At 58.1% G+C, this 22,418-nt stretch carries 18 protein-coding genes; 8 read left to right on the forward strand and 10 right to left on the reverse strand.

Going from position 1 to position 22,418, the window contains the following annotated elements; all coding sequences use genetic code 11:
- Positions 1–94: 94 nt before the first annotated feature.
- The 6 genes from E9954_RS22400 to E9954_RS22425 all read left to right on the forward strand — a co-directional run bounded on the left by E9954_RS22400 (position 95) and on the right by E9954_RS22425 (position 3,526).
- Positions 95–928, forward strand: coding sequence for a tetratricopeptide repeat protein (locus E9954_RS22400; protein ID WP_136081517.1), 834 nt, complete (start codon positions 95–97; stop codon positions 926–928).
- 272 nt (positions 929–1,200) lie between these two features.
- Positions 1,201–1,581, forward strand: coding sequence for a hypothetical protein (locus E9954_RS22405; protein WP_136081518.1), 381 nt, complete (start codon positions 1,201–1,203; stop codon positions 1,579–1,581).
- 58 nt (positions 1,582–1,639) lie between these two features.
- On the forward strand, positions 1,640–2,065 hold the full coding sequence (locus tag E9954_RS22410; protein ID WP_136081519.1) for a hypothetical protein: 426 nt from the start codon (positions 1,640–1,642) through the stop codon (positions 2,063–2,065).
- A gap of 42 nt (positions 2,066–2,107) precedes the next feature.
- Positions 2,108–2,509 (forward strand): hypothetical protein, encoded by a 402-nt coding sequence (locus E9954_RS22415; protein ID WP_136081520.1) that lies wholly within the window; start codon positions 2,108–2,110, stop codon positions 2,507–2,509.
- A 65-nt stretch (positions 2,510–2,574) separates the two neighbouring features.
- Positions 2,575–2,994 carry a hypothetical protein gene (locus E9954_RS22420; RefSeq protein ID WP_136081521.1) on the forward strand — a complete coding sequence of 140 codons (420 nt, stop codon included), beginning with the start codon at positions 2,575–2,577 and terminating at the stop codon, positions 2,992–2,994.
- A 130-nt stretch (positions 2,995–3,124) separates the two neighbouring features.
- Complete coding sequence (locus E9954_RS22425) at positions 3,125–3,526, forward strand: hypothetical protein (RefSeq protein ID WP_136081522.1); 402 nt, start codon at positions 3,125–3,127, stop codon at positions 3,524–3,526.
- Positions 3,527–3,597: 71 nt separating this feature from the next.
- Here the strand turns inward: E9954_RS22425 and E9954_RS22430 are convergent, their stop codons facing one another.
- Both E9954_RS22430 and E9954_RS22435 read right to left on the reverse strand, forming a co-directional pair.
- A complete protein-coding gene (locus E9954_RS22430) occupies positions 3,598–4,896 on the reverse strand; it encodes a cation:proton antiporter (RefSeq protein WP_136081523.1) in 1,299 nt (432 codons plus the stop codon).
- Between the two features lie 9 nt (positions 4,897–4,905).
- Positions 4,906–5,718, reverse strand: coding sequence for a PTS sugar transporter subunit IIA (locus tag E9954_RS22435; RefSeq protein ID WP_136081524.1), 813 nt, complete (start codon positions 5,716–5,718; stop codon positions 4,906–4,908).
- Positions 5,719–5,808: 90 nt separating this feature from the next.
- Between E9954_RS22435 and E9954_RS22440 the strand changes: the two genes are divergently transcribed.
- Positions 5,809–6,765: a hypothetical protein gene (locus tag E9954_RS22440; protein WP_136081525.1), complete on the forward strand. Its 957-nt coding sequence runs from the start codon at positions 5,809–5,811 to the stop codon at positions 6,763–6,765.
- 621 nt (positions 6,766–7,386) lie between these two features.
- On the opposite strand, the gene bamE is transcribed toward E9954_RS22440, so the two are convergent.
- From bamE to secA, 4 genes are all read right to left on the reverse strand, one after another.
- Positions 7,387–7,722 (reverse strand): outer membrane protein assembly factor BamE domain-containing protein, encoded by a 336-nt coding sequence (gene bamE, locus E9954_RS22445; RefSeq protein ID WP_136081526.1) that lies wholly within the window; start codon positions 7,720–7,722, stop codon positions 7,387–7,389.
- A gap of 32 nt (positions 7,723–7,754) precedes the next feature.
- Positions 7,755–9,725, reverse strand: a complete 1,971-nt coding sequence (gene ftsH, locus E9954_RS22450; protein ID WP_136081527.1) for an ATP-dependent zinc metalloprotease FtsH — start codon at positions 9,723–9,725, stop codon at positions 7,755–7,757.
- 82 nt (positions 9,726–9,807) lie between these two features.
- Positions 9,808–11,079, reverse strand: coding sequence for a tRNA lysidine(34) synthetase TilS (gene tilS / locus E9954_RS22455; protein ID WP_136081528.1), 1,272 nt, complete (start codon positions 11,077–11,079; stop codon positions 9,808–9,810).
- Positions 11,080–11,082: 3 nt separating this feature from the next.
- Positions 11,083–14,151 (reverse strand): preprotein translocase subunit SecA, encoded by a 3,069-nt coding sequence (secA, locus tag E9954_RS22460; RefSeq protein ID WP_136081529.1) that lies wholly within the window; start codon positions 14,149–14,151, stop codon positions 11,083–11,085.
- 166 nt (positions 14,152–14,317) lie between these two features.
- On the opposite strand from secA, the gene E9954_RS22465 reads away from it, so the two are divergent.
- Entirely contained in the window at positions 14,318–15,781 is a 1,464-nt protein-coding gene (locus tag E9954_RS22465; protein ID WP_136081530.1) for a WecB/TagA/CpsF family glycosyltransferase, read from the forward strand.
- Positions 15,782–15,872: 91 nt separating this feature from the next.
- Here E9954_RS22465 and nfi read toward each other — a convergent pair whose 3' ends face one another.
- From nfi to E9954_RS22485, 4 genes are all read right to left on the reverse strand, one after another.
- A complete protein-coding gene (gene nfi, locus E9954_RS22470) occupies positions 15,873–16,520 on the reverse strand; it encodes a deoxyribonuclease V (protein WP_136081531.1) in 648 nt (215 codons plus the stop codon).
- A 65-nt stretch (positions 16,521–16,585) separates the two neighbouring features.
- Positions 16,586–17,848 (reverse strand): glutamate-1-semialdehyde 2,1-aminomutase, encoded by a 1,263-nt coding sequence (hemL, locus tag E9954_RS22475; RefSeq protein ID WP_136081532.1) that lies wholly within the window; start codon positions 17,846–17,848, stop codon positions 16,586–16,588.
- 17 nt (positions 17,849–17,865) lie between these two features.
- The gene (locus E9954_RS22480; RefSeq protein WP_136081533.1) at positions 17,866–21,375 is read right to left on the reverse strand and encodes an AAA family ATPase; all 3,510 of its coding nucleotides are present in this window, start codon (positions 21,373–21,375) and stop codon (positions 17,866–17,868) included.
- Positions 21,372–22,406 (reverse strand): virulence RhuM family protein, encoded by a 1,035-nt coding sequence (locus tag E9954_RS22485; protein WP_136081534.1) that lies wholly within the window; start codon positions 22,404–22,406, stop codon positions 21,372–21,374. Before E9954_RS22485 ends, E9954_RS22480 begins: the two co-directional genes overlap by 4 nt.
- Between the last annotated feature and the right edge of the window lie 12 nt (positions 22,407–22,418).

The raw sequence follows: 22,418 nt of genomic DNA on the forward strand, positions 1-22,418 counted from the left end.
AGCAACCAACATATCTGCCACCCTCTGCGTCTCTGTGAACTCTGTGGTAAAAAATTCAAATCAGTTTAATTTGGTATTATTTAAGGAGAAAGAAATGGCAGACGGACAAATCCAAGGCAACCTAGCCGACAGCATTGCGATGCTCGAACAAATCCTGGAGGTCATGCCTCAGGATCCGGAGGCGCTGAAGGCGCTCTATAACGCCTATCTAAAGGGTGGCCACACGGATCGGGCATTCGATTATCTGGGCCGGCTGGTCGAGGTGACGCTCGGGGGAGGACATCCGGAGCTGTTTGCCTATATTGGCCAGGAACTACCTAATTTCGAAGAGAGCCATCCTTCCGAAGTGGCCGCGCAGATTGCCCGGTTGCGTACGCTCGCGCCGGTGGATCTCCCGAAAGAAACCACATCGGATGCAACAACGGCCAAGGCGGCCCCCGCAAAGTCCAGGGCGGAGACCGACATCGGCGAGGAGTTGGCGCTGGCCTGGCGCCTCTACGAGGAAAACCAACTCACGCAGGAGGAATATTCCAGTGTCCTGCACGACCTTACCGAGGTCTCTTCCAAGGAACTGGATGTGCCGGCAAGCGTTTTGCATGTGCTCAACGACCGGGGGTTCACCCAGATGACCCGGATCATGAACTATATGTCGAACCGCTCCGGTGTGCCGCCGCTCTCCCTAAAAAACTTTGACCTCGATGAAAAGGCCGCAAACGTTTTGCCGTTGGGCGTCCCCGTGCACGAAGGCGCGCTCCCGTTCGCGTTTTTCGGGAACGACATCCTCGTCGGCGTGCTCAACCCGTTCAACAACATGCTGGTGGACAAGGTGGAAACCGAAAGCGGCCACCGCTGCCACACCTATCTGGTCGAGCCGGAAGACTACGACACTGCGCTCGGCAAGCTCCGGGAGATGCAGGCCAAGGATTAGTGCCGTGCGTATGCCGTTGGGGGGCATAATTCCGTGCATATCTCAGTCTTGAGCAGTTTATGTGGATTGTGACTTGCGCGGCGAATGACATATGTGTTTTAACTATACAAAATATCTAATGAACGTCTCGGGGTGGGACGGGATGAAGTTTTATCCGGTGTTTTTTGCGCCGGATCCGAAGCGGGCAAGCTGTTCTTCCAGGGGATGCAAGAACGGTTGCCCAAAAACTAAAACACCGCCACATGGGGTGGGGGAACCAGAAGGGAATACGAATGAAAATCGAATGGTGGAAATTGGCAAGACGCGGAGCGATGGCGGCGATCGTCGCCTGTTGCGTGGTGGGTTTGATGGGGTGTGATGATGAGGATACCGGCGAAAGTGCAAGTATCGAGGGTAGCTGGGAAATACGCGACGCTGCGTCGGATGAGGTGATTTCTGTTTTCACATTCCATGGCGATGGCACTCTTAACACGACTTTTGGGAGGGATGGCACCTATAACGTAGACGGGTTTTCTCTCGTAATTGAAACTCCCGGCGCTGAAGACACCACAATCTGGCTAAAGGCAACGATTGCCGGAGACAGCCAAAGCATGTCGGGAACCTGGACGGACTCCGTTGGTGATGCCGGTTCTTGGGCTGGTAGCCGAATGTAATCCACTTAGTTAAAGGCGGCCTTTCGGCCGCCTTTCAATTTTAGATAGGAATATACACATGAAAATCGATTGGTGGAAATTAGTAAGGCGCGGAGCCATTTCGGCGATCGCCGCAGGGTGTATTGTCGGTCTGGTTGGCTGTGGCGATGACGACGAGTCGGCAGGTGACGGCAGTGGAGGCGATTGGCCTAACGAAGTTTGGATAATCACAAAAGAGCGTGGTCATGGAACGCTAGACCAGGTTCGACTGGATCTGGCTGACAGGCATTTCGAAGCCATTGGTGAATTCTGCAATTGGGGATGTAGCGGATCTGTTGAGTACTGGAGGGTTTCCAACGGTTCCCTTGATGCAAAATTTGGAAATGATACCCAGTCGGCAACACTTGAAGGAACGGTTTCGGGGAGCTCTTGCTCCGGAACGTATGTGATTTCATATGACTCCGGAGGCTCTTCAACGGGAGAGTTCTACGGAGAGCGCCAATAGATTGAACTGGGATAGAATGGATCAGTAACGAATGGAGTATTTATGAAAATCGAGTGGTGGAAATTGGCACGGCGCGGAGCCATGGCGGCGATTATCGGATGTTTCGCAATCGGGGTGATCGGGTGCGGGGACGACGACGGGACGACCGAGTCCGACGCCGTCACGTATTATTTCAATTGGTCTGAAACCGATGGCGACGAAGGTGAAGGAAGCATGACGATCACGGTCGAGGGGACAACGTTTTCCGGGACGCTGGAGGTGACCAAGTTTACCAACGAGGGCGGAACCTATACCTATGGGATTTCAGGAGATCTGACCGCTACCGGTTTGAGTGGTGTTGATGCGCGGGGCCGGTCGTGGAATGTCGTGATCGATGGGGCTTCGATTTCTGGCTCCTACTATGATCCCGATGGAGGCGAGACCGGGACGGTCACCTTGCGTTAATGATTTAAATGATGAAAGTATTGCAGCCAATGTGGCTGCGTTAACCAGGAAAGAAAGGGTGAAAAATGAAAAACGAATGGTGGAAATTGGCACGGCGAGGGGCCATGGCGGCAATTATTGCGTGTTGCGTAGTGGGTTTGACCGGCTGCGGCGAAGATGATGGCGAAGATGCCGATGTTGCTGGAACCTGGGTTGTGGACGGAGCTGGCCTCGAGTTCACGCTTGATGGAAATGGCGGTTTGGCCGGTCGTTGGTTGGATCCCGAGGAAAAATATCCTGATATTACAGGAAGTTACGAACTTCAGGGAAGTTCGATAACCATTCGTGCGACCCGTATCTACACAGACCAATCATCGGTGGAGATAACACAGGTAATCACTCTTGAAGGGTCAATTACCGGCAATAGAATCAGCGGAACGTTTAGCGAAACTGAAAACGGGATTGCAACGTATACCAATGTTCCGTGGAGTGCGACCAAGCAGTAGACAGGTTATTTCCGGCACTTATGATGCCGAATCCGAAAACGGGCAGGCTGTTCTTCCAGGGGATGCAAGAACGGTTGCCCAAAAACTAAAACACCGCCACATGGGGTGGGATAACCAGAAAGGAATACATATGAAAATCGAATGGTGGAAATTGGCACGGCGCGGAGCCATGGCGGCAATTATTGCGTGTTGCGTGGTGGGCTTGACGGGGTGTGACGAGGATGATGGTGAAGATGTTAGTGTCGTTGGCGACTGGAACATTGCCGGTGGTGATGATCTGGAGGCTTACGATAAGATTACGTTCTATGCAGACAATACCTTGACCATGTTTACCGATGAGGGTGACCGTGATGGTACGTATGAGATTTCAGGATCCCGAATCGTATTCACCTTTAGCTTCCAGGATGGCCCTGACCCGGTAGATGACTTGGTTTCAGTTACGGGAACCGGAACGGTCGACGGCGATACGATGTCCGGTCAATTCGTTGACAGTAGCGGCGACTCCGGGGACTGGCAGGGATATAGGCTTTAATTTTTGACCGCTAATTATCCGATGGGGCTACTTCACTGAGGTAGCCCCATTTTTGTTTCCAGGCCTTGTGCCTACCGCGTGGCCTTGCCGAGTTCGCCGGCTTTGCCGAGGGCATATTTGGCGAGGATGGGGCCGATGATTTCGAAGACGATGCAGGTGGCGGTGATGGTGGTGATGACCTTGGTGCCGATCATGTTGCCATGGGCAATGCCGTTTTCGCCAATCGCACCCAGTCCGGCAAATTCGGCGCCGACGATCAATGAGAGGCCAATGGCCACCCCGGCCTGCGAGAGGATGCCGAGGCCGACATATTTCTTAATCTTATCTTCGACGTGGCCGAAGATGGCGCCGAGGCGCGCGCCGCCGATCAGCCCGCCGGAGCGGCCAAGGATGTAGACGATGCCGATGAGGCCTAGGCTGGGCAGCGCGGAGACCTGCAGGTGGGCGCCGGCCAGGCAGAAAAAGAGCACGAAGGTGAGCGGCATGATTTCGAGCAACGGTGCCGTAACCTTGTGAACGAGCGATTCGCGGCGGGTGTTGATCAGCACGAAACCAATCACCATGTTGGTGAGGATCAGCGACAGGTGCCACAGCATGGAGAGCCCCGTGCCAAGGGTGATCAGGCCAAAAACAACAATCAGCATGTCGCGCGAGTTCTTTACGAAGCGGACCAGCTGGGCCAGCACAAAGCCGAGGACGGTGCCCACCCCGATACTCAGGATGATTTCGATGGTGGGGGCCTTGAGCATCTGGAAAAAGCCTTCGGAAACATGCCCGGGGGTTTCGGCCAGCAACAGGCTTTTGGAAATGGCGGCCGCAAAACCGAAAATGATGATGGCCAGGCCGTCGTCGAACCCGACCACGGCGTAGAGGGCTTGGGTCAGGCTGCCGCTGGCCTTGTATTCCTGGATGATGGCCACCGTGCCGGCCGGTGCGCTGGCGGGGGCCATCGAGCCGAAGATCAGGGCCATGGGCAGGTCGCGCGTAACGGCGTAGATGAGCCCGGTCACAACGAAGAAGGCGGTGAACGATTCGGCGAAGATGATCCAGACAATCCCGTGGCCGAGCCGCTTGAGCGATTTCATGCTGAGCTCGGAACCAATGCTGAAGGCCACGAAGCCGAGCGCCACCTGGGTGACGAAGGCCAGGCTTTCCAGCACCGGTTCGGTAAACAGCTCCATCCCGTATTTCTTGAACGAGGGGCCGAAAAGCGCCCCGACGAGCATGTAGCCAATCAGCGAGGGCAACGAGGTTTTCTTGATGAGCTTGCCCGCGTAGAAGCAGACGATAAGCATGATGCCCACCAGCGTGAAAAGTTGGGGCATTCCGGCGGAGGCTTCGGCGGCGTGTTCGAGAGCGGGTGCTGACATTCCTGATTCCTAGATGTTGAGGTTGCCGGCGCAGTAGAACAGTTCCTGGACGGTCAACAGGATGTCGTCGCGCTCGTCCAGCGAACCAACCTTCTGCTCAATGCGGCGGATCGTTTCGTTGGTGTCCTTCTTGTCGACGGTTGCGAGAATCACCTTGCAGAATTCCGCCTGCTTGTCGCTCCAGAAGCCGGCGAAGAGCGGCATTTTGTGGATATAGTTCGCGGCAGGCTCGGCTTCGGTAACCATGACGGTCGATGAGTTGAAGCCGGCGAAGATCTTGATCACGTCCTGGAACAGCTCCTCGTCCTGGATCTGGACGCGGAACAGGTTCTTGTTGTCGTGCTCTTTCGGGTCGGCTTCGTCGCGCACGTGGCGCAGGAAGTTTTCCGCCAGTACTTCACCGGTGGGCGCCTGCAGCATTTCCTCCACGTTCGCGGGGACGTTGAGCACCTGCGAGATGGCCGAAAGCACCTTGATATGGATGTTCGAGCTGCTGGACGGGGCAATGATGAAAACGAACAGTTTGACCGGCGCGCCATCCATGGCGGCGAATTCGACGCCATCGGGAACCGACAGGATGCCCACTACGAAATCCTCCACGCCATCGAGCCGGCAGTGGGGGATCGCGATGCCGTTGCCAAAGCCGGTGGTGCTCAGCTCCTCGCGGTCGGCCAGCCCTTTCAGCAGGACCGATTCCTCCAGGTTGGCCAGCACGGCCGATTTTTTGGCCAGCTTGGCGATGGCGGCCAGGACTTCTTCGCGCGTGCGGCAGTCGGCCTGGGCCATAACGCATTCGCTTCTCAGGGCATTGATCAGGTTCATGTTTGGGGTTCCTCGCTTCGGGTGCTCCAGGCCAAAGTTTGCTGGATGCTGGGTTGACGCAGTCGATTAAAGAGACGTAGCTTATGGGCTATGCAAAGGACTGTCCAGATTCTATTGCTCGTTGCCCTGCTCCTGCCGATGGCCGGACTCGCCCGCGAAGAAACGCTCGAGGAGCGCAAGACGCGCATCACCCGCAAATACCTGCGCAAACGCGTGAACATATCCCAGAGCGACATGATCGTGCCTTCCGACCTCCCGCAGGAAGACGAACGGGTGGCGGCTTCGGAAAAATACAAGCAGGCCGACGACCTGCTCCAGCAGCAACAGCAACCTTCCACCCTGCCGCCTCCGCAAGTGCGCAGGCCGATGCCGGAGGAAAAAGAGAGCAATTGGCTGCTGGATGATGCGGCCGAGGAACTGTCCGATCCCTACGCCGACCCATTTGCCATCGGCAAACCAAACGACTCAACCAGCGACTATTGGGCGTTGTTCGGTGGGCGTTCGAAAGACTCCTCCTCTTCCAGTTCGTCGAGCCGGCGGGGCGAAGACTCTCGCTATGATCCCTACGCATCCCGCTCGCTAGACCGCTATGGCTCCGGAACCGATGGCCGGGTGAACCAGGGCTTCGATTCATACGGACGTCCGTTGCAGGGCAGCCGCTATGGCCAATCGACGCAATCCGGACTCTATGGCCAACGGCAGGATTCCTCCGTGTCGGATGGAACGCTGGGTTCGCGCAGATCCTATGGATCGTCGCCGGATTCCGGCCTCTTGCTCGATTCGTTCCCCCGGACGCAGTCCTCGGGAAGCGATGCCTATCGCCGCTACGATTCCGGCTCCCGCGAAACCCGGGGATATACGCCTACCTATCAGAGTCCGCTCCAGACCCGCCGCGAACAACAGCGGCAACAGGGCGCGCAGGACTACCAAAAGAAGGAATACCAGCAACCCAACACCTATCAGCAATGGAAAGACCGCAGCAAGGCCTGGGATCCCACCAAGGACGATGCCTACGTGGATGAACTGATGCGGAAGAACCGGAAATAAAAAAAGACTGAGCCTCTTGCAAAACCCTTCGAGTTCGCGAGGCGGTTTTTTGTTAAAAGTTGTTGGTATATGAACTTAACTTGAATGGTCTCACCACAGAGAACCTGGCGCGGCATAGCCGCAACCAAATTGTTTAGAACCACTGATGAACACCGAAGACTCAGATTTTTTTACCACAGAGAACTCAGAGACACAGAGCATCCTAATCCTCTGAGCCTCAGTGTCCTCTAGCGCAGCGGGTGGTGAAAACTTGTCAGGAAAACAAGAAATTGACGGATAGTAGTACAGAGACACAGAGCATCCTAATCCTCTGAGCCTCAGTGTCCTCTAGCGCAGCGGGTGGTGAAAACTTGTCAGGAAAATAAGAAATTGACGAATAGTAGTACGGAGGCACAGAGGAGCGGGAATGTTCAATTGCTCTGTGTCTCGGTGACCTCTGTGGTAAAAAACAAATCTGTTTAATTGGGTATTATTGGGGTAAACCGCTGGTTTCGTATGACTTGTCCTGATAACAAATAACCAGTGCCTGATAACTGGAACGGAAAACCAGAGGTTTTGCAAGTTCCTCGGCCGGATGCCAATTTTGGCACCGGCCCTGTTAAAATTCGGAACGTTTGCGGGTTAGAGTTCCTTGTAGTTCACCACCTTGCCCTCCACCAGCATCACCTCGTATTTCGATTCCTTGAGGGTGCGGTTGAGCTGCCCGATGCGGCGCTCGATCTCTTCGTTGGTCTCCATCGAAGCTTCGGGGGCGGGAGCCGGCTCTTCCCTATAGGTGTAGTAGAAATATTCTGCGTCATCCCGCTCTTCCGTGTAGTCCGGTTGTCCAAGGATTTTGACGACCTCGTCCTTCGCCATGCCCTCCTGGACATCGCTGAGTTTCCAAGGTCTGAACGTGGTTGCGCATCCGGCAAGGAACAGCACCACGGTGGCCAGCATCAAGCTCATTGTTTTCATGTGCACATGTTAATCCGGACGAAACGAAATGTCTATTCCGTTTCCGCTTCCGATTTCGGTTCCGCTTCGGAGTCCGCTGCGGCCTCCTCGATCGGGGGCGGTTCGGTTTTTTCGGAACCCTCGGGGAGCTTGCCGGTCTTCATGATGGAATCGACTTCCGCAAAATCAAGCACTTCGCGCTCGATCAGCAATTCGGAGAGTGCCACCAGTTGCTCCCGGTTGTCGGTCAGGATTTTCATGCATTTGTCATAGGCCTCCGCGAGGATGCGTTGCACTTCCTGGTCGATCTTCTGCGAGGTTTCTTCGCTGTGTTCGTGCGCGCCGCTAATGCCCTGCCCCAGGAAAACGGGCTGGTTGTGGCTGCCAAGGTTTTGCGGGCCGAGCAGTTTGCTCATGCCGTATTCGCAAACCATGGCGCGGGCAATCATGGTGGAACGTTCAATATCGTTGTGGGCGCCCGTGGTCACGTCCTCGAAAATCATCTCTTCGGCCGCGCGGCCGCCCATCAGGGCAACCAGGTCGGCTTCAAGCCGCTTTTGGCTCTGCGTGTAGCGGTCCTTTTCCGGCAGCGACATCGTGGCGCCCAGCGCCCGGCCGCGCGGGATGATCGTAACCTTGTGGATCGGCTCGCATTCCGGGGTCTTGTACATCGCAATGGCGTGGCCGGCCTCGTGGTAGGCCGTCAGCTTCTTCTCTTCCGGATCCAGCACATGGCTGCGGCGCTCGCGGCCCCACATCACCTTGTCGCGTGCTTCTTCCATATCCTCTTGCTCAACAAAGTCGGCGCCGCGCCGCGAGGCCAGCAGGGCGGCTTCGTTCACCAGGTTGGCCAGGTCGGCCCCCGAGAAGCCCGGCGTTCCGCGCGCCGAGCGCTTCAGATCGACCTGGTCCGAGAGGCGGACGTTGCGGGAATGGATTTTCAGGATCTGTTCGCGGCCTTCGAGCGTCGGCAGGTCAACCACCACCTGGCGGTCGAAGCGGCCCGGGCGCAACAGGGCGGGGTCGAGCACGTCGGGACGGTTCGTGGCCGCCACGATAATGATGCCTTCCTGCGTGTCGAAGCCGTCCATCTCGACCAGCAGGGCGTTGAGCGTCTGCTCGCGTTCGTCGTGCCCCCCGCCAATGCCGCTGAAACGGCTGCGGCCAACGGCATCGATTTCGTCGATGAAGATGATGCACGGGGCGTTTTTCTTCCCCTGTTCAAACATGTCGCGCACGCGGGAGGCGCCGATCCCGACAAACATTTCAACAAAGTCGGAGCCGCTGATGGTGAAGAAGGGCACGTCGGCCTCGCCGGCGACGGCTTTGGCCAGCAACGTCTTTCCGGTTCCCGGCGAACCGGAGAGCAACACGCCTTTGGGCATTTTTCCGCCGAGTTTCTGGAACCGCTTCGGGTCTTTCAGGAATTCGACCACTTCCGCCAGCTCCTCCTTGGCTTCGTCAACGCCGGCCACATCCTTGAACGTAATCTTGTTCTTGTCCTGCGTCAGCAGCTTGGCGCGGCTCTTGCCGAAGCTCATCGCCCCGCGCCCCGCATTCTTCATCTGGCGGATGAAGATGAAATAAATGATGCCGAAAATCAGGATGAACGGAACGATGTTGGCGAGAATCGAGACCAGCATGGTCTTCGGGCGCTTCACCTTCACCTGGACTCCATTGTCCTCCAGCATCTCCATCAGCTTTTCCGTCAGGATGATTTCCGTGCGGAACTGGGTGGTGCCGGATTCGTTGATGTCCATCGACTCGCCGGAAACATAGTGGTTGCCGGCCCCGTCGTGGGCAATGTCCACTTTCGATACCCGGCCGTTCTTAACCATGTTCACGAAATCGGTATATTCGATCTCGTTCGACTTCTGCGAGTTGTTCGAGAAAAGGTGCAGGACGGTCAGGAATACGGCCATCATCAGGAACGAGATCGCCAATCCGCGCATCGGCATCGGCGGCGGCCCCTTCTTGCCTGGTTTGTTTCCCTTGGGTTCCTTCTGTTGCTTGTCATCTGCCATAATTAAATCTTTCTGTGAAAAACTGCGCAAAAACTAACACCGCCATGGGGCGAATGCAACGTGTACACACACAAACTTGGAGTCATTCGGTGCCGTTTTGTTCAATGCGGAGATGCACGGCTTTCCCATCCCGTCCCCGCACGTCCCATCCGCGCGCCGTCCGGTAGCCCGGCAACCAGATGATTTCATTCCTGCACACCACGACCGGAACGCCTGCGCGTTGCTCCCTGGGCACCTTTTGGTCGGTCAGGATATCCTGCAGTTTGCGGCTGCCCGCCATGCCCAGCGGTTCCATCCGATCGCCGGGCCGCCAGCCACGGACCTCGATGGGCGATCCGCCGACCTTCTCCGCATCGAACGAGGCCTCCGCCGGAAGCACGCCCGCGCCCTTGCCATGGTCTTTCCGCCAGCCCGTCCCCGTCTCCATCGTCAACCGAACGCAGGGCAGGCTTTCCGGCCTGCACAACCCGGTCTCGAAGCGGGGTTCCCCATATTCCACCACCACGCGCTGCCGTTCGTTCAGCTCAAAAACCGTTGTGCCTGCTGCCGCATCCATGAGCGAAAGGATCTTTTCGATGCAATCGAAGGAGACCTCTTCAGCCCCTTGGTCGAACAGCCACATCCGGAGCGTTCGCCGCCGGGCGGCCAGGGATTCCGACCCATCCTGCATCGCGGTCATCCACTCGTTCTCGGCGCGCAGGATTTCCATCGTTCGCAGAATGGTGTTGCGGATGCCCGGGTTCAGTTCCTTTTCGAGCAGAGGCAGCACCGTGTGCCGCACCTTGTTCCGCAGGAAGGTTTCGTCGGCGTTGCTGGCATCTTCCCGCCAGGACAGCTCTTTTTCTTCGAGCCACTGCAAAATGGTTTCCCGCGGAATCTCCAGCATCGGACGGATCAGCCGGATCGGGCCGATCTCTTGTTTGAAGGCCATTCCGCCCAGGCCCTCGCAACCCGCCCCCCGGGCAAGCCGGAGGAGAAAGGTTTCGGCCTGGTCGTCCGCATGGTGGGCGAGGGCAATCACGGCGTTCTCGAATTCCGCAAAAAAACCGTGCCGCGCCTGCCGCGCCGCCATCTCGAGCGACTGCCCGCTTTCCTGGGCCAGCGCCCGGACATCGACCGACTTCACCTCAACGGGAAATCCAAGCGCGCGAACAAAGCGTTCATCGGCATCCGATTCCGCGCCGCGCAGGTTGTGGTTCACATGCGCAACGGTGAAACGGATTCCAAGCTCGTGGAGCGCATGCGCCAAGGCAACCGAGTCGGCCCCGCCCGAAACCCCGACCACCACGTTCGCGCCATCGGGGATCAGTTCGTGGCGATCAATCGCCTCGCGGATGGCAACGGCAAGGTTCACGCATTATTCAGCGCCGCAGCACTTCTTGTATTTGCGTCCGCTGCCGCAGGGGCAGGGGTCGTTGCGGCCGGCCTTGGGGACATTCTTCCGGATGGGCGTGGGCTTGGGGGCCTGCGGCAAATCCATGCCCGGAGGCGGGGCACCCATGCCCGGAGGCGGGGCGCCGCGTTGCGGGGCATGGGCCGCGGCGGCTTGCGCCTGCGCCGTTGCGGCGGCGAGGGCGGAGGCCTGCGGATGCTGCACCTGCATGCCGGAAAGCGACTGGAAAAAATCCTCGATCGCTTCGATGGAGGTGGCCGAGCGGAACATGGTGTTGGCGATCTCCTCGTAGATGCGGTCCATCAGATCCATGAAAAGGTTGTAGGCTTCGCGCTTGTATTCCACCAGCGGGTCGCGCTGGCCATAGGCCTGGAGACCGACGCTTTCACGCAGGCTGTCCATGCTGCGCAGGTATTCCTGCCAATGCTCGTCGATCGACTGGATGATCATGTGGCGCTCAAGGCGCTTGAGGGCGTCCGTGTCTTCGTGGCGGGCTTTCAGGTCGTAGGCCTTCCTGACGCGTTCCATCACGCAGGCGGTCAGGCTTTCCTGGGTCTTTTCCGCAGGAAGGTCCGAGGCTTGCATGCCGAGCGGGAACGTGGTGTTCACCCAAATGATGAATTCGTGGAACCCATCGACGCTCTTCAAAGCAACGGCATCCTCGGAACGGGAGGCAATGGCCTGCTCGACCGAATGGTAGATCTGCGCGCGCGGGTCGTCGCTGGTGAGCGCCTCGGAGCGGAAACCGTAGATCTCGCCACGTTGGGCATTCATCACATCGTCGTATTCAAGCGTGCGCTTGCGCATCATGAAGTTTTGCTGTTCGACGCGCCGCTGGGCGGTTTCGATCGATTTGTTCAGCCACGGGTGCTCCAGCACTTCGCCTTCCTCGATGCCGAGTTTTTCCATGATGTTCGAGATGCGGTCGGAACCGAACAGGCGCATCAGGTTGTCTTCGAGCGAGACGTAGAAGCGCGTCACGCCCGGGTCGCCCTGGCGGGCGGAGCGGCCGCGCAGCTGGCGGTCGATGCGGCGCGACTCGTGGCGCTCGGAGGCAATCACATAGAGGCCGCACGGGCGCTCTTCAAGCAGTTTGCGCAGCGGCTTTCCATCAACCTTGGAATCCAGCGAGAAGCTTTTTGAGTTGAGATCCTCCCGGTTGAGGTGGATCACGCTTTCGTGCAGTTTGATGTCGGTGCCGCGTCCGGCCATGTTGGTGGCAATGGTCACGGCGCCGGGCTGGCCGGCGTTGGCCACGATCTCGGCTTCACGGGCATGGTTCTTGGCGTTGAGCACGTTGTGCACAATGTTTTCGCGCCGCAGCATGCGGCTGAGGACTTCGGACGTTTCAACGGCCACCGTTCCCACCAGCACCGGCTGCTTGTTGGCGTGCGCCTTCTTGATGTCGTCGATGACGGCGCGGAATTTTTCGCGCTGGGTCTTGTAGACCTGGTCGTTGAGGTCGACGCGGCGAACCGGGCGGTTGGTGGGAATCACCATCACGTCGAGTCCGTAGATCTGGTGGAATTCGTCGGCCTCGGTTTCGGCCGTGCCGGTCATGCCCGAGAGTTTGTCGTACATGCGGAAATAGTTCTGGATGGTGATGGTGGCGAGCGTTTGCGTTTCGCGCTCGATCGTTACGCCTTCCTTGGCCTCGACCGCCTGGTGCAGGCCGTCGCTCCAGCGGCGCCCGACCATCAGGCGGCCGGTATGCTCGTCGACGATGATCACCTGGTTGTCCTGCACCACGTAGTCGACGTCCTTTTCATAGACGCTGTAGGCGCGGATCAGCTGGTCGACCGCGTGGACGCGCTCGTTGCGCATCGCATAGTCCTCCTGGATGGAGCGGCGCTTTTCCATGAGCTCCTCGGGGGAGAGTCCGGTCTCCCCGTCCAGCTCGGCCATCGCGGTAACCATGTCGGGAAGGACATACATTTCCGGATCGTTCGGGTTCATCTCCTCGCAGCCCTTTTCGGTCAGGCTGGCGTCGTGTCCCTTTTCATCGATCGTGAAGAAGAGTTCCTGCCGCAGTTGGCGCGCCTGTTCCTTGCGCATATCGGAAAGCATGGACATCTGGGTTTTTTCGAGCAGTTTGCGGATCGAAACATCTTCGATCAGGTGCATCAGCTGCTTGTTTTTCGGCATGCCTTCGAACACCTGGTACATGCGCAGGGCGGCTTCGTCCTCTTCGCCCTCTTCGAGCAGGTCCTTGGCTTCCTTCAGCAGCTTGGTGCAGAGGTCGCGCTGGCGGCGCACCAGCCGCGATGCGGCGGGCTGCAGCTCTTCGTATTGGGTCGAGGAGTAGGGGGCCGGGCCGGAAATAATCAGCGGCGTACGCGCTTCGTCGATCAGGATCGAGTCGATTTCGTCGACGATCGCGAAGTTGTGCCCCTTTTGCTGCACCATGTCTTCCGGGCTGTAGGCCATGTTGTCGCGCAGGTAGTCGAAGCCGAATTCCGAATTGGTGCCGTAGGTGATGTCGCGCAGGTACATTTCGCGGCGTTCCGGCGGCGGCATCATGTTCTTCAGGCAGCCGACGGTCAGGCCGAGCCACGTGTAGAGATGGCCCATCCATTCGGAGTCGCGTTGCGAGTGGTAGTCGGAGGTGGTGACGACGTGCGCACCTTTTCCGGAGAGTGCGTTGAGGTAGACCGGGAGGGTGGCCACAAGGGTCTTGCCTTCGCCCGTTGCCATTTCCGCAATCATGCCCTTGTGGATCGCCATGCCGCCGATGAGCTGGACATCGAAGTGCACCATCTCCCACGCAATAGGATGCCCGATGACTTCCACGACCGTCCCGCACAGGCGGCGGGCCGCATTCTTTACCACCGCAAAGGCCTCCAATTCAATGCTTTCAAGGGTCTCGCCCTTTTGCAGGCGCTCCTTGAATTCCTGGGTCTTGGCCTTCAGCTGATCGTCGCTGAGCGCCTTGTATTCCTCGTCGAACGCATTGATCTTCTCGACTAGCGGATGCATCTTTTTCAGGTCGCGCTCGTTCTTCGAGCCGACGATCTTCTTTAAAATCCAATTCATGTCCGTTCCTGTGTTTGCAAAAAGAGGAAGAAACCTACCTCATTTGCCGCCCCCCCACAAGCCGTGATTAGGAAAAGGGCGGCCACCTTGGCGGCGGGGTTTTGAAGAAATTCTTCTCTTGAATAGTACTTGATCCGCGCAGGCAAAGTTTCTAGCATTCCCGACTATGCAAAGCGATGGGTCAGCGCCAATTCCGTTGGTCATCTACGGCGTGCCGTTCCACAACGTCACGTTCGAAGAGGCCATCGACTGGATTGTTGAACGGGTGCGCTCCGGCCGCCCGGCCAACATAGCCACCGCAAACCTCGATTTTGTCACCCGCGCCTGGAGCGATCCCGAGCTGCAGCGCATCCTCATCGATGCCGATCTGGTGCTCGCCGACGGCTTTCCCATCGTGAAACTCGCCCCGTTTTTCGGCCCGGCCTTGAAGGACCGGGTCACCGGCTCCGACCTGACGCCCATGCTGGCGGAACGGGCCGCGAGGGAGGGCATGAGCATCTACGGCCTCGGCAGCGCGCAGGGCGTGGCCGAAAAGGCCATGGATATCCTGAAGAAACGGCATCCCGATCTCAAGGTTGCGGGAACCTTCTCGCCGCCTTTTGCCCCCCTGCTCGAAATGGATCACCGCAAAATCCTGCAAAAGCTCGAACGGGCCGGGCCGGACATCCTCTTCGTTGCGCTCGGGGCCCCCAAGCAGGACAAGTTCATCAGCATGCATGTGCGCGGATGGAATGTTCCCGTCGCCATGGGCGTCGGCGCTTCGCTCGATTTCATCACCGGCGAGCAGCGCCGGGCGCCCTTGTGGATGCGCAAGCACCATCTCGAATGGTTCTGGCGCATCTGCTGCAATCCCCGGCGGCTATTGGTTCGCTACCTCGAAAACGTCCGCTTCCTGCTGTCCGCATCGCGGCAAATGTATTTGATCCATCGAATGGCCGACAAACCCCGCCCGTTCGAGGCGCTGGAGGAGCGCGGTTTCCTCGAATTGGAAGACAAAGGAATTGCCGTGGAGCGCTTCCAGGGCTTCGAGTCCGAATCCGCCGCCCGCGGTTTGGTGGAACACATCGCCCATACCGCCAAGGGTATGAATCTGTTGCTCGACCTCCATGCCGTTCCCTGGCTGGACAGCCTGGAACTCGGCGCCCTCCTCGAAATCAACAAGCTTTGTCGCTCGTGGGGGAAACGGCTCATTCTCTACGCCCCGCGTCCCAAGGTGCTTCGCCTGCTCGAAACCTGCCGCCTGACCGACTATTTCAACACCGCCACCCGTCTCGACGAGGTCGAAGCCATTGCCCGGAACCTGACGGAGCACCTCGACGGTGGAACCATCTACGAAGAGGGCTCGCTCAAACTCGAACTTCCCATGGAACTCACCTCGGCCACCTTGCCCTCCTACGAAAAAGAGGCGGAGTTCATCCGTCGCGAACTCAAGGAGCAGGGCATCCTCAAAACCGTCGAGGTCGATGCCGCCCAGCTCGATTTCATCGACAGCTCCGGCCTCGGCTTCCTCATTGCCCTGAAGAAAACCACGCAGGACGAAGGCGTATCCATGTCCATCGCCAACCTGCCCACCAAACCCCGCCGCACCTTCGAAATCGCCCGCGTCGACAAGGTGCTCCTACACGCATAAGTCCTCCCGGACTTCCTTCCATCAAGCTCTTCCCGCACTCGAAGTATATCATCCAACCACCACGATCGTGGGTGTTGGATGATATACTTTCCTAGTTGCCCGATGCGAGTTTGTGGGCGTGGCGGGTGGTTTCCGGCAGGCGGTATTTCGTGACGCACTGCAGGACGATCCGGTGGGCGGTGTCGAGGCCGACGCGGTGGCCGGGGGAGATGTAGAGGGGTTTGACGTTGGTGCGGGTGCGCAGGACGACTCCGATCTGTTCGTCTTTATCCATCAGCGGAACATGGCACCCTTTTTCCAATGGAACGTCTGCGTGCGTTCCGGTCAGGCGCGACTTGGCGACGCCGATGGCGGGAATGTCGAGCAGCAGGCCGAGGTGGGCCGCGATGCCGAAGCGGCGGGGATGGGCGATGCCTTGGCCATCGCACAGCAGCAGGTCGGGTTGGGCGCTAAGCTTGAGCATGGCCTCCAGCACGGCCGGGACTTCGCGGAAGGAGAGCAGGCCGGGCACGTAGGGGAAGGTCGTCGGATGGTGGGCGATCGCCGTTTCCACCACGTCGAGTGTTGCGAAATCCAGCACCGCAATCGCCGCGTGTGTTACCGTGTTGTTTTTCTCGAAGCCAACATCCACTCCGGCCACGGTGTTGATTTCGCCGAAGTCGTCCTTGAGCTTAACGCGATCCTGCAGCGCGTGCTGGATCTTGACGGCTTCCTTCGGACTGACATCCCATGCATGCATTTTTTTTACCACTAAGACACGAAGGACTCTAAGTTGCCGTGCTTCGTGCTCTTCGTGCTTCGTGGTTAAATTTTTTCCAGTTCGGTAATAAACCGATCGATGTGTTCCTCGGTGTGGGCGGCGGAGACGAAGGCGACCTCGAATCCGGACGGCGGGGTGTAGAACCCGTGGTCGAGCATGTGGTGGAAATAGGCGGCGTGCGCCTTTTGATCGCAGGCCTTCGAGTCGTCGAGGTTACGAACGGCTGCTTTGCGGAAGAAGGGCGTGAACATGCCGCCGCGCTGCGCGCAGTGCAGATCGAGTCCCTTTTCTGCGGCGATGCGGTTGACGCCGTCGGCCAGTCGTTTGCCCAGAATTTCCATCTTTAGGTAAGGCGATTCGTCGCGCAGCAGCTCGAGCGTTTTCATGCCGGCGGCCACGGCGACCGGGTTGCCGCTGAGGGTGCCGGCCTGGTAGACCGGGCCGAGCGGCGCGAGGGTGGACATGATCTTGGTGCTGCCGCCAATGGCGCCGATGGGCATGCCCCCGCCAATGATTTTGCCAAGCGTGGTGATGTCGGCCTCGATGCCAACCGTATGCCCGAAGGTGGTCGGGGCAAGGCGGAAGCCGTTGATGACTTCGTCGAAGATGAGCAGGGAGCCGGCTTCGGCGGTGGCGGCGCGCAGGCCTTCGAGGAAGCCCGGTTCCGGTTCAACCAATCCCATGTTGCCCGCAATCGGTTCGACGATCACGGCGGCGATCTCGTCGCCGTTGGCCTTCAGGATTTCCTGTACCGCCCCCAGGTCGTTGTAGGGGGCAACGAACACCTCCTCCGTCGCGGCGGGCGATACCCCGGCGGACGACGAAATGCCGCCCGTCAGCAGCCCGCTGCCGGAGGCCACGAGCAGGTAGTCGGAGTGGCCATGGTAGCAGCCATCGAACTTGATGATCTTGCGGCGGCCCGTGTAGCCGCGCGCCAGGCGGACGGCGGTCATGACCGCCTCGGTGCCGGAGCTGACCAGCCTCACCATTTCCATTTCGGGCACCAGCGAGGTAAGCAACTCCGCGAACTCGGCTTCCGCCGCGGTGTTGGCGCCGAAGCTGAGGCCATCGGCGGCGGCTTTTGAAACCGCCTCCACCACCTCGCCGCGCGCATGGCCCAGAATGAGCGGCCCCCATGAGCCGCAGAAGTCGATCAACTCGGTGCCATCCTCGGTCTGCACCTTCGCGCCCTTGCCGGACTTGAAATAGACGGGCGTTCCGCCCACGCCGTTGAAGGCGCGCACCGGGCTGTTCACGCCGCCGGGGATGACTTTCTGTGCCCGCTCAAACCATTGTGCTGAATTCATATAACAGATCCTTTTGTTTATTTCGCGATAGTAGTGGAAATCCCGGTTCCTGCAAGCCGACTGCGCCCGCCGCTGGTGGTTTCTACATTGATTTGCGTTCCGATGCGCTCTTTGAGTGCGCCGACGTGCGAGATAACCCCGATCAGCTTACCGTCTTGCTTGAGTTCGGCCAGGGCTTCAAGCGCGGTTTCCAGCGCGTCTTCGTCGAGCGTGCCGAAGCCTTCGTCGAGGAAGAGCGAATCGACGCGGATCGTTTTGCTGGCCATGCGCGAAAGGCCCAGCGCAAGCGAAAGGCTGACGATAAAGCTTTCACCGCCGGACAGATTCTTCACCGGCCGCTCTTCCCCGGCCTGATAGTTGTCGATCACGTTGAGGTCGAGCGGTTGCCGTTTGTCGCGGACGAGGAGGTAGCGGTCGCTCATTTTGGACAGCTGCTGATTGGCGTGCGAGACCATCAGCTCGAAGGTGAGCCCCTGCGCAAAGTTGCGGAATTTTTTCCCGTCGGCCGAGCCGATCAGATCGTGCAGCAGGTTCCAGCGGTTGCATTCGATCTGTTGCTTTTCGAGTTCTCCAAGTTTGTTTCGGTGCAGTTCCGCCGCCTGCCGGTTTTGCTCAATGCGGCTCTTGAAGGTTCCGATCCGTTGCAGGTGTTCGTTGCAGGAATCGACCAGAGCCTCATATTCCTCCGGCGAGGTTTCGGCATGTTTCTGTGCGCGTTCGGCCTGGAGCTGCCGGGACTTTTCGGCTTCCAGTGCGGCGAGGCGCGTGTGGCGGTGCTTGAGTTCAGCGGCACGCGCTTCGAGCTTGGATTGCTCCGCGTCTTCTAGCCGGGAGGAAAGCCACGCGGCCTCGCTTTCAAAACCGGCCGCGGCCATTGCTGCGGCGAAGGACGGTTCGGCTTCGTCCAATTGCTGCTGTGTTTCCTGGATTCTCTTTTCCAATGACTGGAAGTTTTGCCGGGCGAGAGAGAGGGCTTGCTTCCTTTCGTTCAATTGGTTTTTTGCGGCGTCGGTTTCCTTGCGCGCGGCATCGAGTGCGGTTTGGGCTTCCTGTTCCACGGCGTCGGGGTCGCGGTCGCCAAAGAGGGTTGTCCGATCCGTTTTCCGTTTTTCGATGGCGGCCCGGCTGGCTTCCAGCTGTTCCGTCTGTTTTTGGATGCGCGCTTCATGCTGTTCGATTTGTTCCACCTGGCCGGCAAGGGTGGCGTGCAGGGTCGAGATGGTTTGCTTCAGTTCAGTGGTTTGTTTGTCCGCCTCGATCCATTGGTCGTGGCGGGCGGTGAGCTGGGAAGCGGTTTCGGGGGATAGGGGAATGCCGAACGGCTCGACTTTTTGTTGGAGTTGGTTTTGGGCTTCTTTTAGCGCGGTTGCAGTTTCGATCCGTTGGATTTCCACGGTCTCGGCCTTTTCCATCGCGGCGGTGGCTGATTGCCTTGCGCTTTGCTGGGCCATCCTTTGATGGCTCAGCGAGTCGCGCGCATCGTCCAGCGCAGCCTTGGTTTCTTTTTCGCGGCGTTCCAGTTCCGCGAGTTGCCCGATACGGGCGGCGACCTGTTCGACCTCTTCCGCGTTTCCGGGTGCGAGGGAGCCAAGCTCGGCTTCATCTTTCGTGAGCGCGGTTTGGAGGGCTTTGCGTTCCGCATTGGCACCGGACTGTTGCTCGGTCAGGGCGTTGATCCGATTGCCGAGCGAGGAAAGGGCGGCGTTGATCTTTTCAAGCGAACTCGATTCGCGAGCGGGCAGACCCGTGGCATAGGGATGCTCAAGCGCGCCGCAGAGCGGACAGGGCTCGCCATCGGCCAGCGACGCACGTTCGGTTTCTAAACTTTCGATTTTTTGCTGAAGCTGAAGGTTTTCAGAAACGAGCGCCTGTTCTCGCTGTAGTCCTTCCTGCTCGCTCCTTTTCAGGATCAGTTCCTTGCCTGCTTCTTCGGCTGCGGCGGTCTTTATGGCGATGGCTTCGCGCGCATCCTGAATTCGTTGCTCGATTTTGATCCGTTGCCGAAGTTCTTCAAGCCGGGCGTGCCAGTCGGTGCCGTCAAGCAGAGGGGCAAGTTCGTTGCGGATCGTTTCCAGCAAGCCTTCGGTTTCGGTGAAGGTTTTCTGCGTGATCGCTAGTTTTCCTGATTCTTCCGTTGCGGTTTTGGCGGCTTTTTCTGCCACGGAGGCAGCCTGCTTCGCAGCTTGTTGTGCATCGCGTTGGGCAGTGGTCAGTTTTTTCAGTTGTTCCAATGATTGAAGAATCGCGGCCAACTGCCCGACTAGCTCCGCATCTTGGACCTGTTCGCTTTGATAGGTCTCGGCGTCGACTTGTTGGGCCTGAAGTTTTTCCAGCTGGGTCTGATTTCCGGCCTGCTTGTTTTGCAGGCTGTTTAGTTCTCCTTGTAGTTTCTTGAGTTCGTCTTGTTCCTTGTTCAACGTGGTGGAGCGTTCGGAAATTTGGGTGTCGAACGCACGCGCCTGCTTCAAAAGCGGTGCCTGTTGCTGTTGCGCGGCTTCTTTCTCTTCGAGCCGTTTCCCTGCGGTTTCGTATGCGGCCATCGCGTTGCTTTGCTGCTCTTCCAAATTGGGAAGCGCGGCGGTGGCCGTTTGCAGTTCGGCTTCTGTTTTTCTGAGCTCGTTACGAACGTTTACCAGTTTGGCGTGGGCGACCGCCAACGGCTGGGCGCGTTTGGCGGTGGCCAGGCGTTCGGCGTCGGGCTTGAAGGTGGCATGCTCCCCGCGCAAGGCTTCCTGCTCCGCCCGGTTCGTCTCCAACTCATGCGTCAGTGTTTCGATTCGTTTCAGGCCATCCAGCGCGGCCTTGGCGGCGTCGCGCTTTTCACTTTCCGCCCGGTGCTTTTCTTCCCCCTGTTCCAGGTCGAAGGCCAGCTGCTCCAGTTCATCGGCACCCAGTAGCTGAATGCCGCCCAGCCCGGCCTTCAGTTCGTTCAGCGTTTGGTTTTCGGCGCTGTTGCGCTGATGCACCAGCTTGGAGATTTCGGTATAGATGCCCGTGCCGGTTATCTGCTCCAGGATCGGCGAGCGATCATCGGCATCGGCTTTCAGGAACGAGTCGAAACTGCCCTGCGCCAGCAGGATCGAACGGGTGAAACGGTCAAAGCCCATCCCCACCACATCGTCGATCGTCTCCTGCACCTCCCGCAGTTTAGTTGCCAGGATCGTTCCCCGATGGTCGGCAATCTCGCGTCTCGGCGCCTGCAAGGCCCCATCCGGTTTTTTACGCGCGCGCTGCTGGTGCCAGTGGGTGCGGTACGTTCCCTTCGCGGTTTCGAAATGCACCTCGGCAAAGCATTCGCCCGTCTGGCGCGACATCACCTCGTTTTCACTTTTCGAAATATTCTTAATCCTCGGTGTCTGGCCATAAAGCGCCAGGCAAAGCGCATCCAGAAGGGTCGACTTTCCCGAACCCGTCGCGCCCGTGATCGCGAACAACCCATCCGCCACGAACGCCGGATCCGAAAAGTCGACGCACCACTCGCCATACAGCGAGTTCAGGTTCTTGAAACGTAGTTCGAGAATTTTCATTCGGAGGTCTTCTCGTCTTTCCGCGGCAGGGCTTTGATCATTTTATCGAAGTCGGATTCGATGGATTGGGTTTTGTCGAATTTTTCGTATTCGCCGAAGGCTTTTTCTTCGGCCTTTTTGCGCGAGATGGTGCCGTGTCCTTCGAGCATTTTGTATTCGTTGAATTCGAGAAACTTGTTCACGCTTTCGGCAAAGCCATCCATGGTGAAGGTGTTGCGGCGTTCGATAATGCCTTCGATGTAGTCGAAGAAGGCGGTGACCGCCCGTTCGAGCCGTTTGATCTCTTTTTCGGAAAGGTAGTTCTTTCCGACGGTGGTGTCGGATTTGAGCACCCGGCCATCGGGGGCGTTTTTGTGGGTCATCATTCCCATTAAGGGTTTTTCTGCATCGGCTTTCAGATAGATGATTTCGGCGGCGGTGTGTCCGGTGATGGCATAGTGGAATTTGTCCTGCACGTGGGCGTAGAACCGGCGGGTGGTTTCCGATTTTGGATCGTAGTCGATGCTGCACTCGGAGAAGATGTCGGTGATTTGCTGGTAGATCCGGCGTTCGCTGGCGCGGATGGAGCGAATGCGCTCCAGAAGTTCCCGGAAATAGTCTTTCCCGAAGTGACGACCGTTTTTGAGCCGATCGTCATCCATCGCGAAGCCTTTGATGATGTATTCTTTCAGAAGCTTGGTTGCCCAGATACGGAATTGGGTGGCCCGGGATGAGTTGACGCGGTATCCGACGGAAATAATGGCATCAAGATTGTAGAACTTTGTTTGGTAGTTTTTACCGTCAGCGGCAGTTGTTTCCAAAATGGAAATAACTGAAATTTCCTCTAATTCGCCACTTTCGAAGATGTTGTTCAAGTGCTTGGAAATGGAGGGAACGCCGACGCCAAACAGCTCGGCCATCTTTTTCTGGGGAAGCCAGATCGTTTCGTCGTGAAGGACGCATTCAACCTTTACCTGTCCGTCGGGGGCGGTATAGAGCAGGAAGTCGGTCAGTTCGTCGCGGATGGATAGTTCTCTCTCTTTTTTACTCATGGTCTTACCTTT

Source organism: Pontiella desulfatans (assembly GCF_900890425.1).
Classification (GTDB): domain Bacteria; phylum Verrucomicrobiota; class Kiritimatiellia; order Kiritimatiellales; family Pontiellaceae; genus Pontiella; species Pontiella desulfatans.

What these genes read in the sequence shown, in the direction of transcription:
- secA (WP_136081529.1), bottom strand. Translation starts at nt 14,151, where the DNA reads ATGAATTGGATTTTAAAGAAGATCGTCGGCTCGAAGAACGAGCGCGAC.
- E9954_RS22410 (WP_136081519.1), top strand. Translation starts at nt 1,640, where the DNA reads ATGAAAATCGATTGGTGGAAATTAGTAAGGCGCGGAGCCATTTCGGCG.
- E9954_RS22415 (WP_136081520.1), top strand. Translation starts at nt 2,108, where the DNA reads ATGAAAATCGAGTGGTGGAAATTGGCACGGCGCGGAGCCATGGCGGCG.
- E9954_RS22425 (WP_136081522.1), top strand. Translation starts at nt 3,125, where the DNA reads ATGAAAATCGAATGGTGGAAATTGGCACGGCGCGGAGCCATGGCGGCA.
- E9954_RS22400 (WP_136081517.1), top strand. Translation starts at nt 95, where the DNA reads ATGGCAGACGGACAAATCCAAGGCAACCTAGCCGACAGCATTGCGATG.
- E9954_RS22440 (WP_136081525.1), top strand. Translation starts at nt 5,809, where the DNA reads ATGCAAAGGACTGTCCAGATTCTATTGCTCGTTGCCCTGCTCCTGCCG.
- E9954_RS22485 (WP_136081534.1), bottom strand. Translation starts at nt 22,406, where the DNA reads ATGAGTAAAAAAGAGAGAGAACTATCCATCCGCGACGAACTGACCGAC.
- E9954_RS22430 (WP_136081523.1), bottom strand. Translation starts at nt 4,896, where the DNA reads ATGTCAGCACCCGCTCTCGAACACGCCGCCGAAGCCTCCGCCGGAATG.
- E9954_RS22435 (WP_136081524.1), bottom strand. Translation starts at nt 5,718, where the DNA reads ATGAACCTGATCAATGCCCTGAGAAGCGAATGCGTTATGGCCCAGGCC.
- hemL (WP_136081532.1), bottom strand. Translation starts at nt 17,848, where the DNA reads ATGAATTCAGCACAATGGTTTGAGCGGGCACAGAAAGTCATCCCCGGC.
- ftsH (WP_136081527.1), bottom strand. Translation starts at nt 9,725, where the DNA reads ATGGCAGATGACAAGCAACAGAAGGAACCCAAGGGAAACAAACCAGGC.
- E9954_RS22405 (WP_136081518.1), top strand. Translation starts at nt 1,201, where the DNA reads ATGAAAATCGAATGGTGGAAATTGGCAAGACGCGGAGCGATGGCGGCG.
- E9954_RS22465 (WP_136081530.1), top strand. Translation starts at nt 14,318, where the DNA reads ATGCAAAGCGATGGGTCAGCGCCAATTCCGTTGGTCATCTACGGCGTG.
- E9954_RS22480 (WP_136081533.1), bottom strand. Translation starts at nt 21,375, where the DNA reads ATGAAAATTCTCGAACTACGTTTCAAGAACCTGAACTCGCTGTATGGC.
- bamE (WP_136081526.1), bottom strand. Translation starts at nt 7,722, where the DNA reads ATGAAAACAATGAGCTTGATGCTGGCCACCGTGGTGCTGTTCCTTGCC.
- E9954_RS22420 (WP_136081521.1), top strand. Translation starts at nt 2,575, where the DNA reads ATGAAAAACGAATGGTGGAAATTGGCACGGCGAGGGGCCATGGCGGCA.
- nfi (WP_136081531.1), bottom strand. Translation starts at nt 16,520, where the DNA reads ATGCATGCATGGGATGTCAGTCCGAAGGAAGCCGTCAAGATCCAGCAC.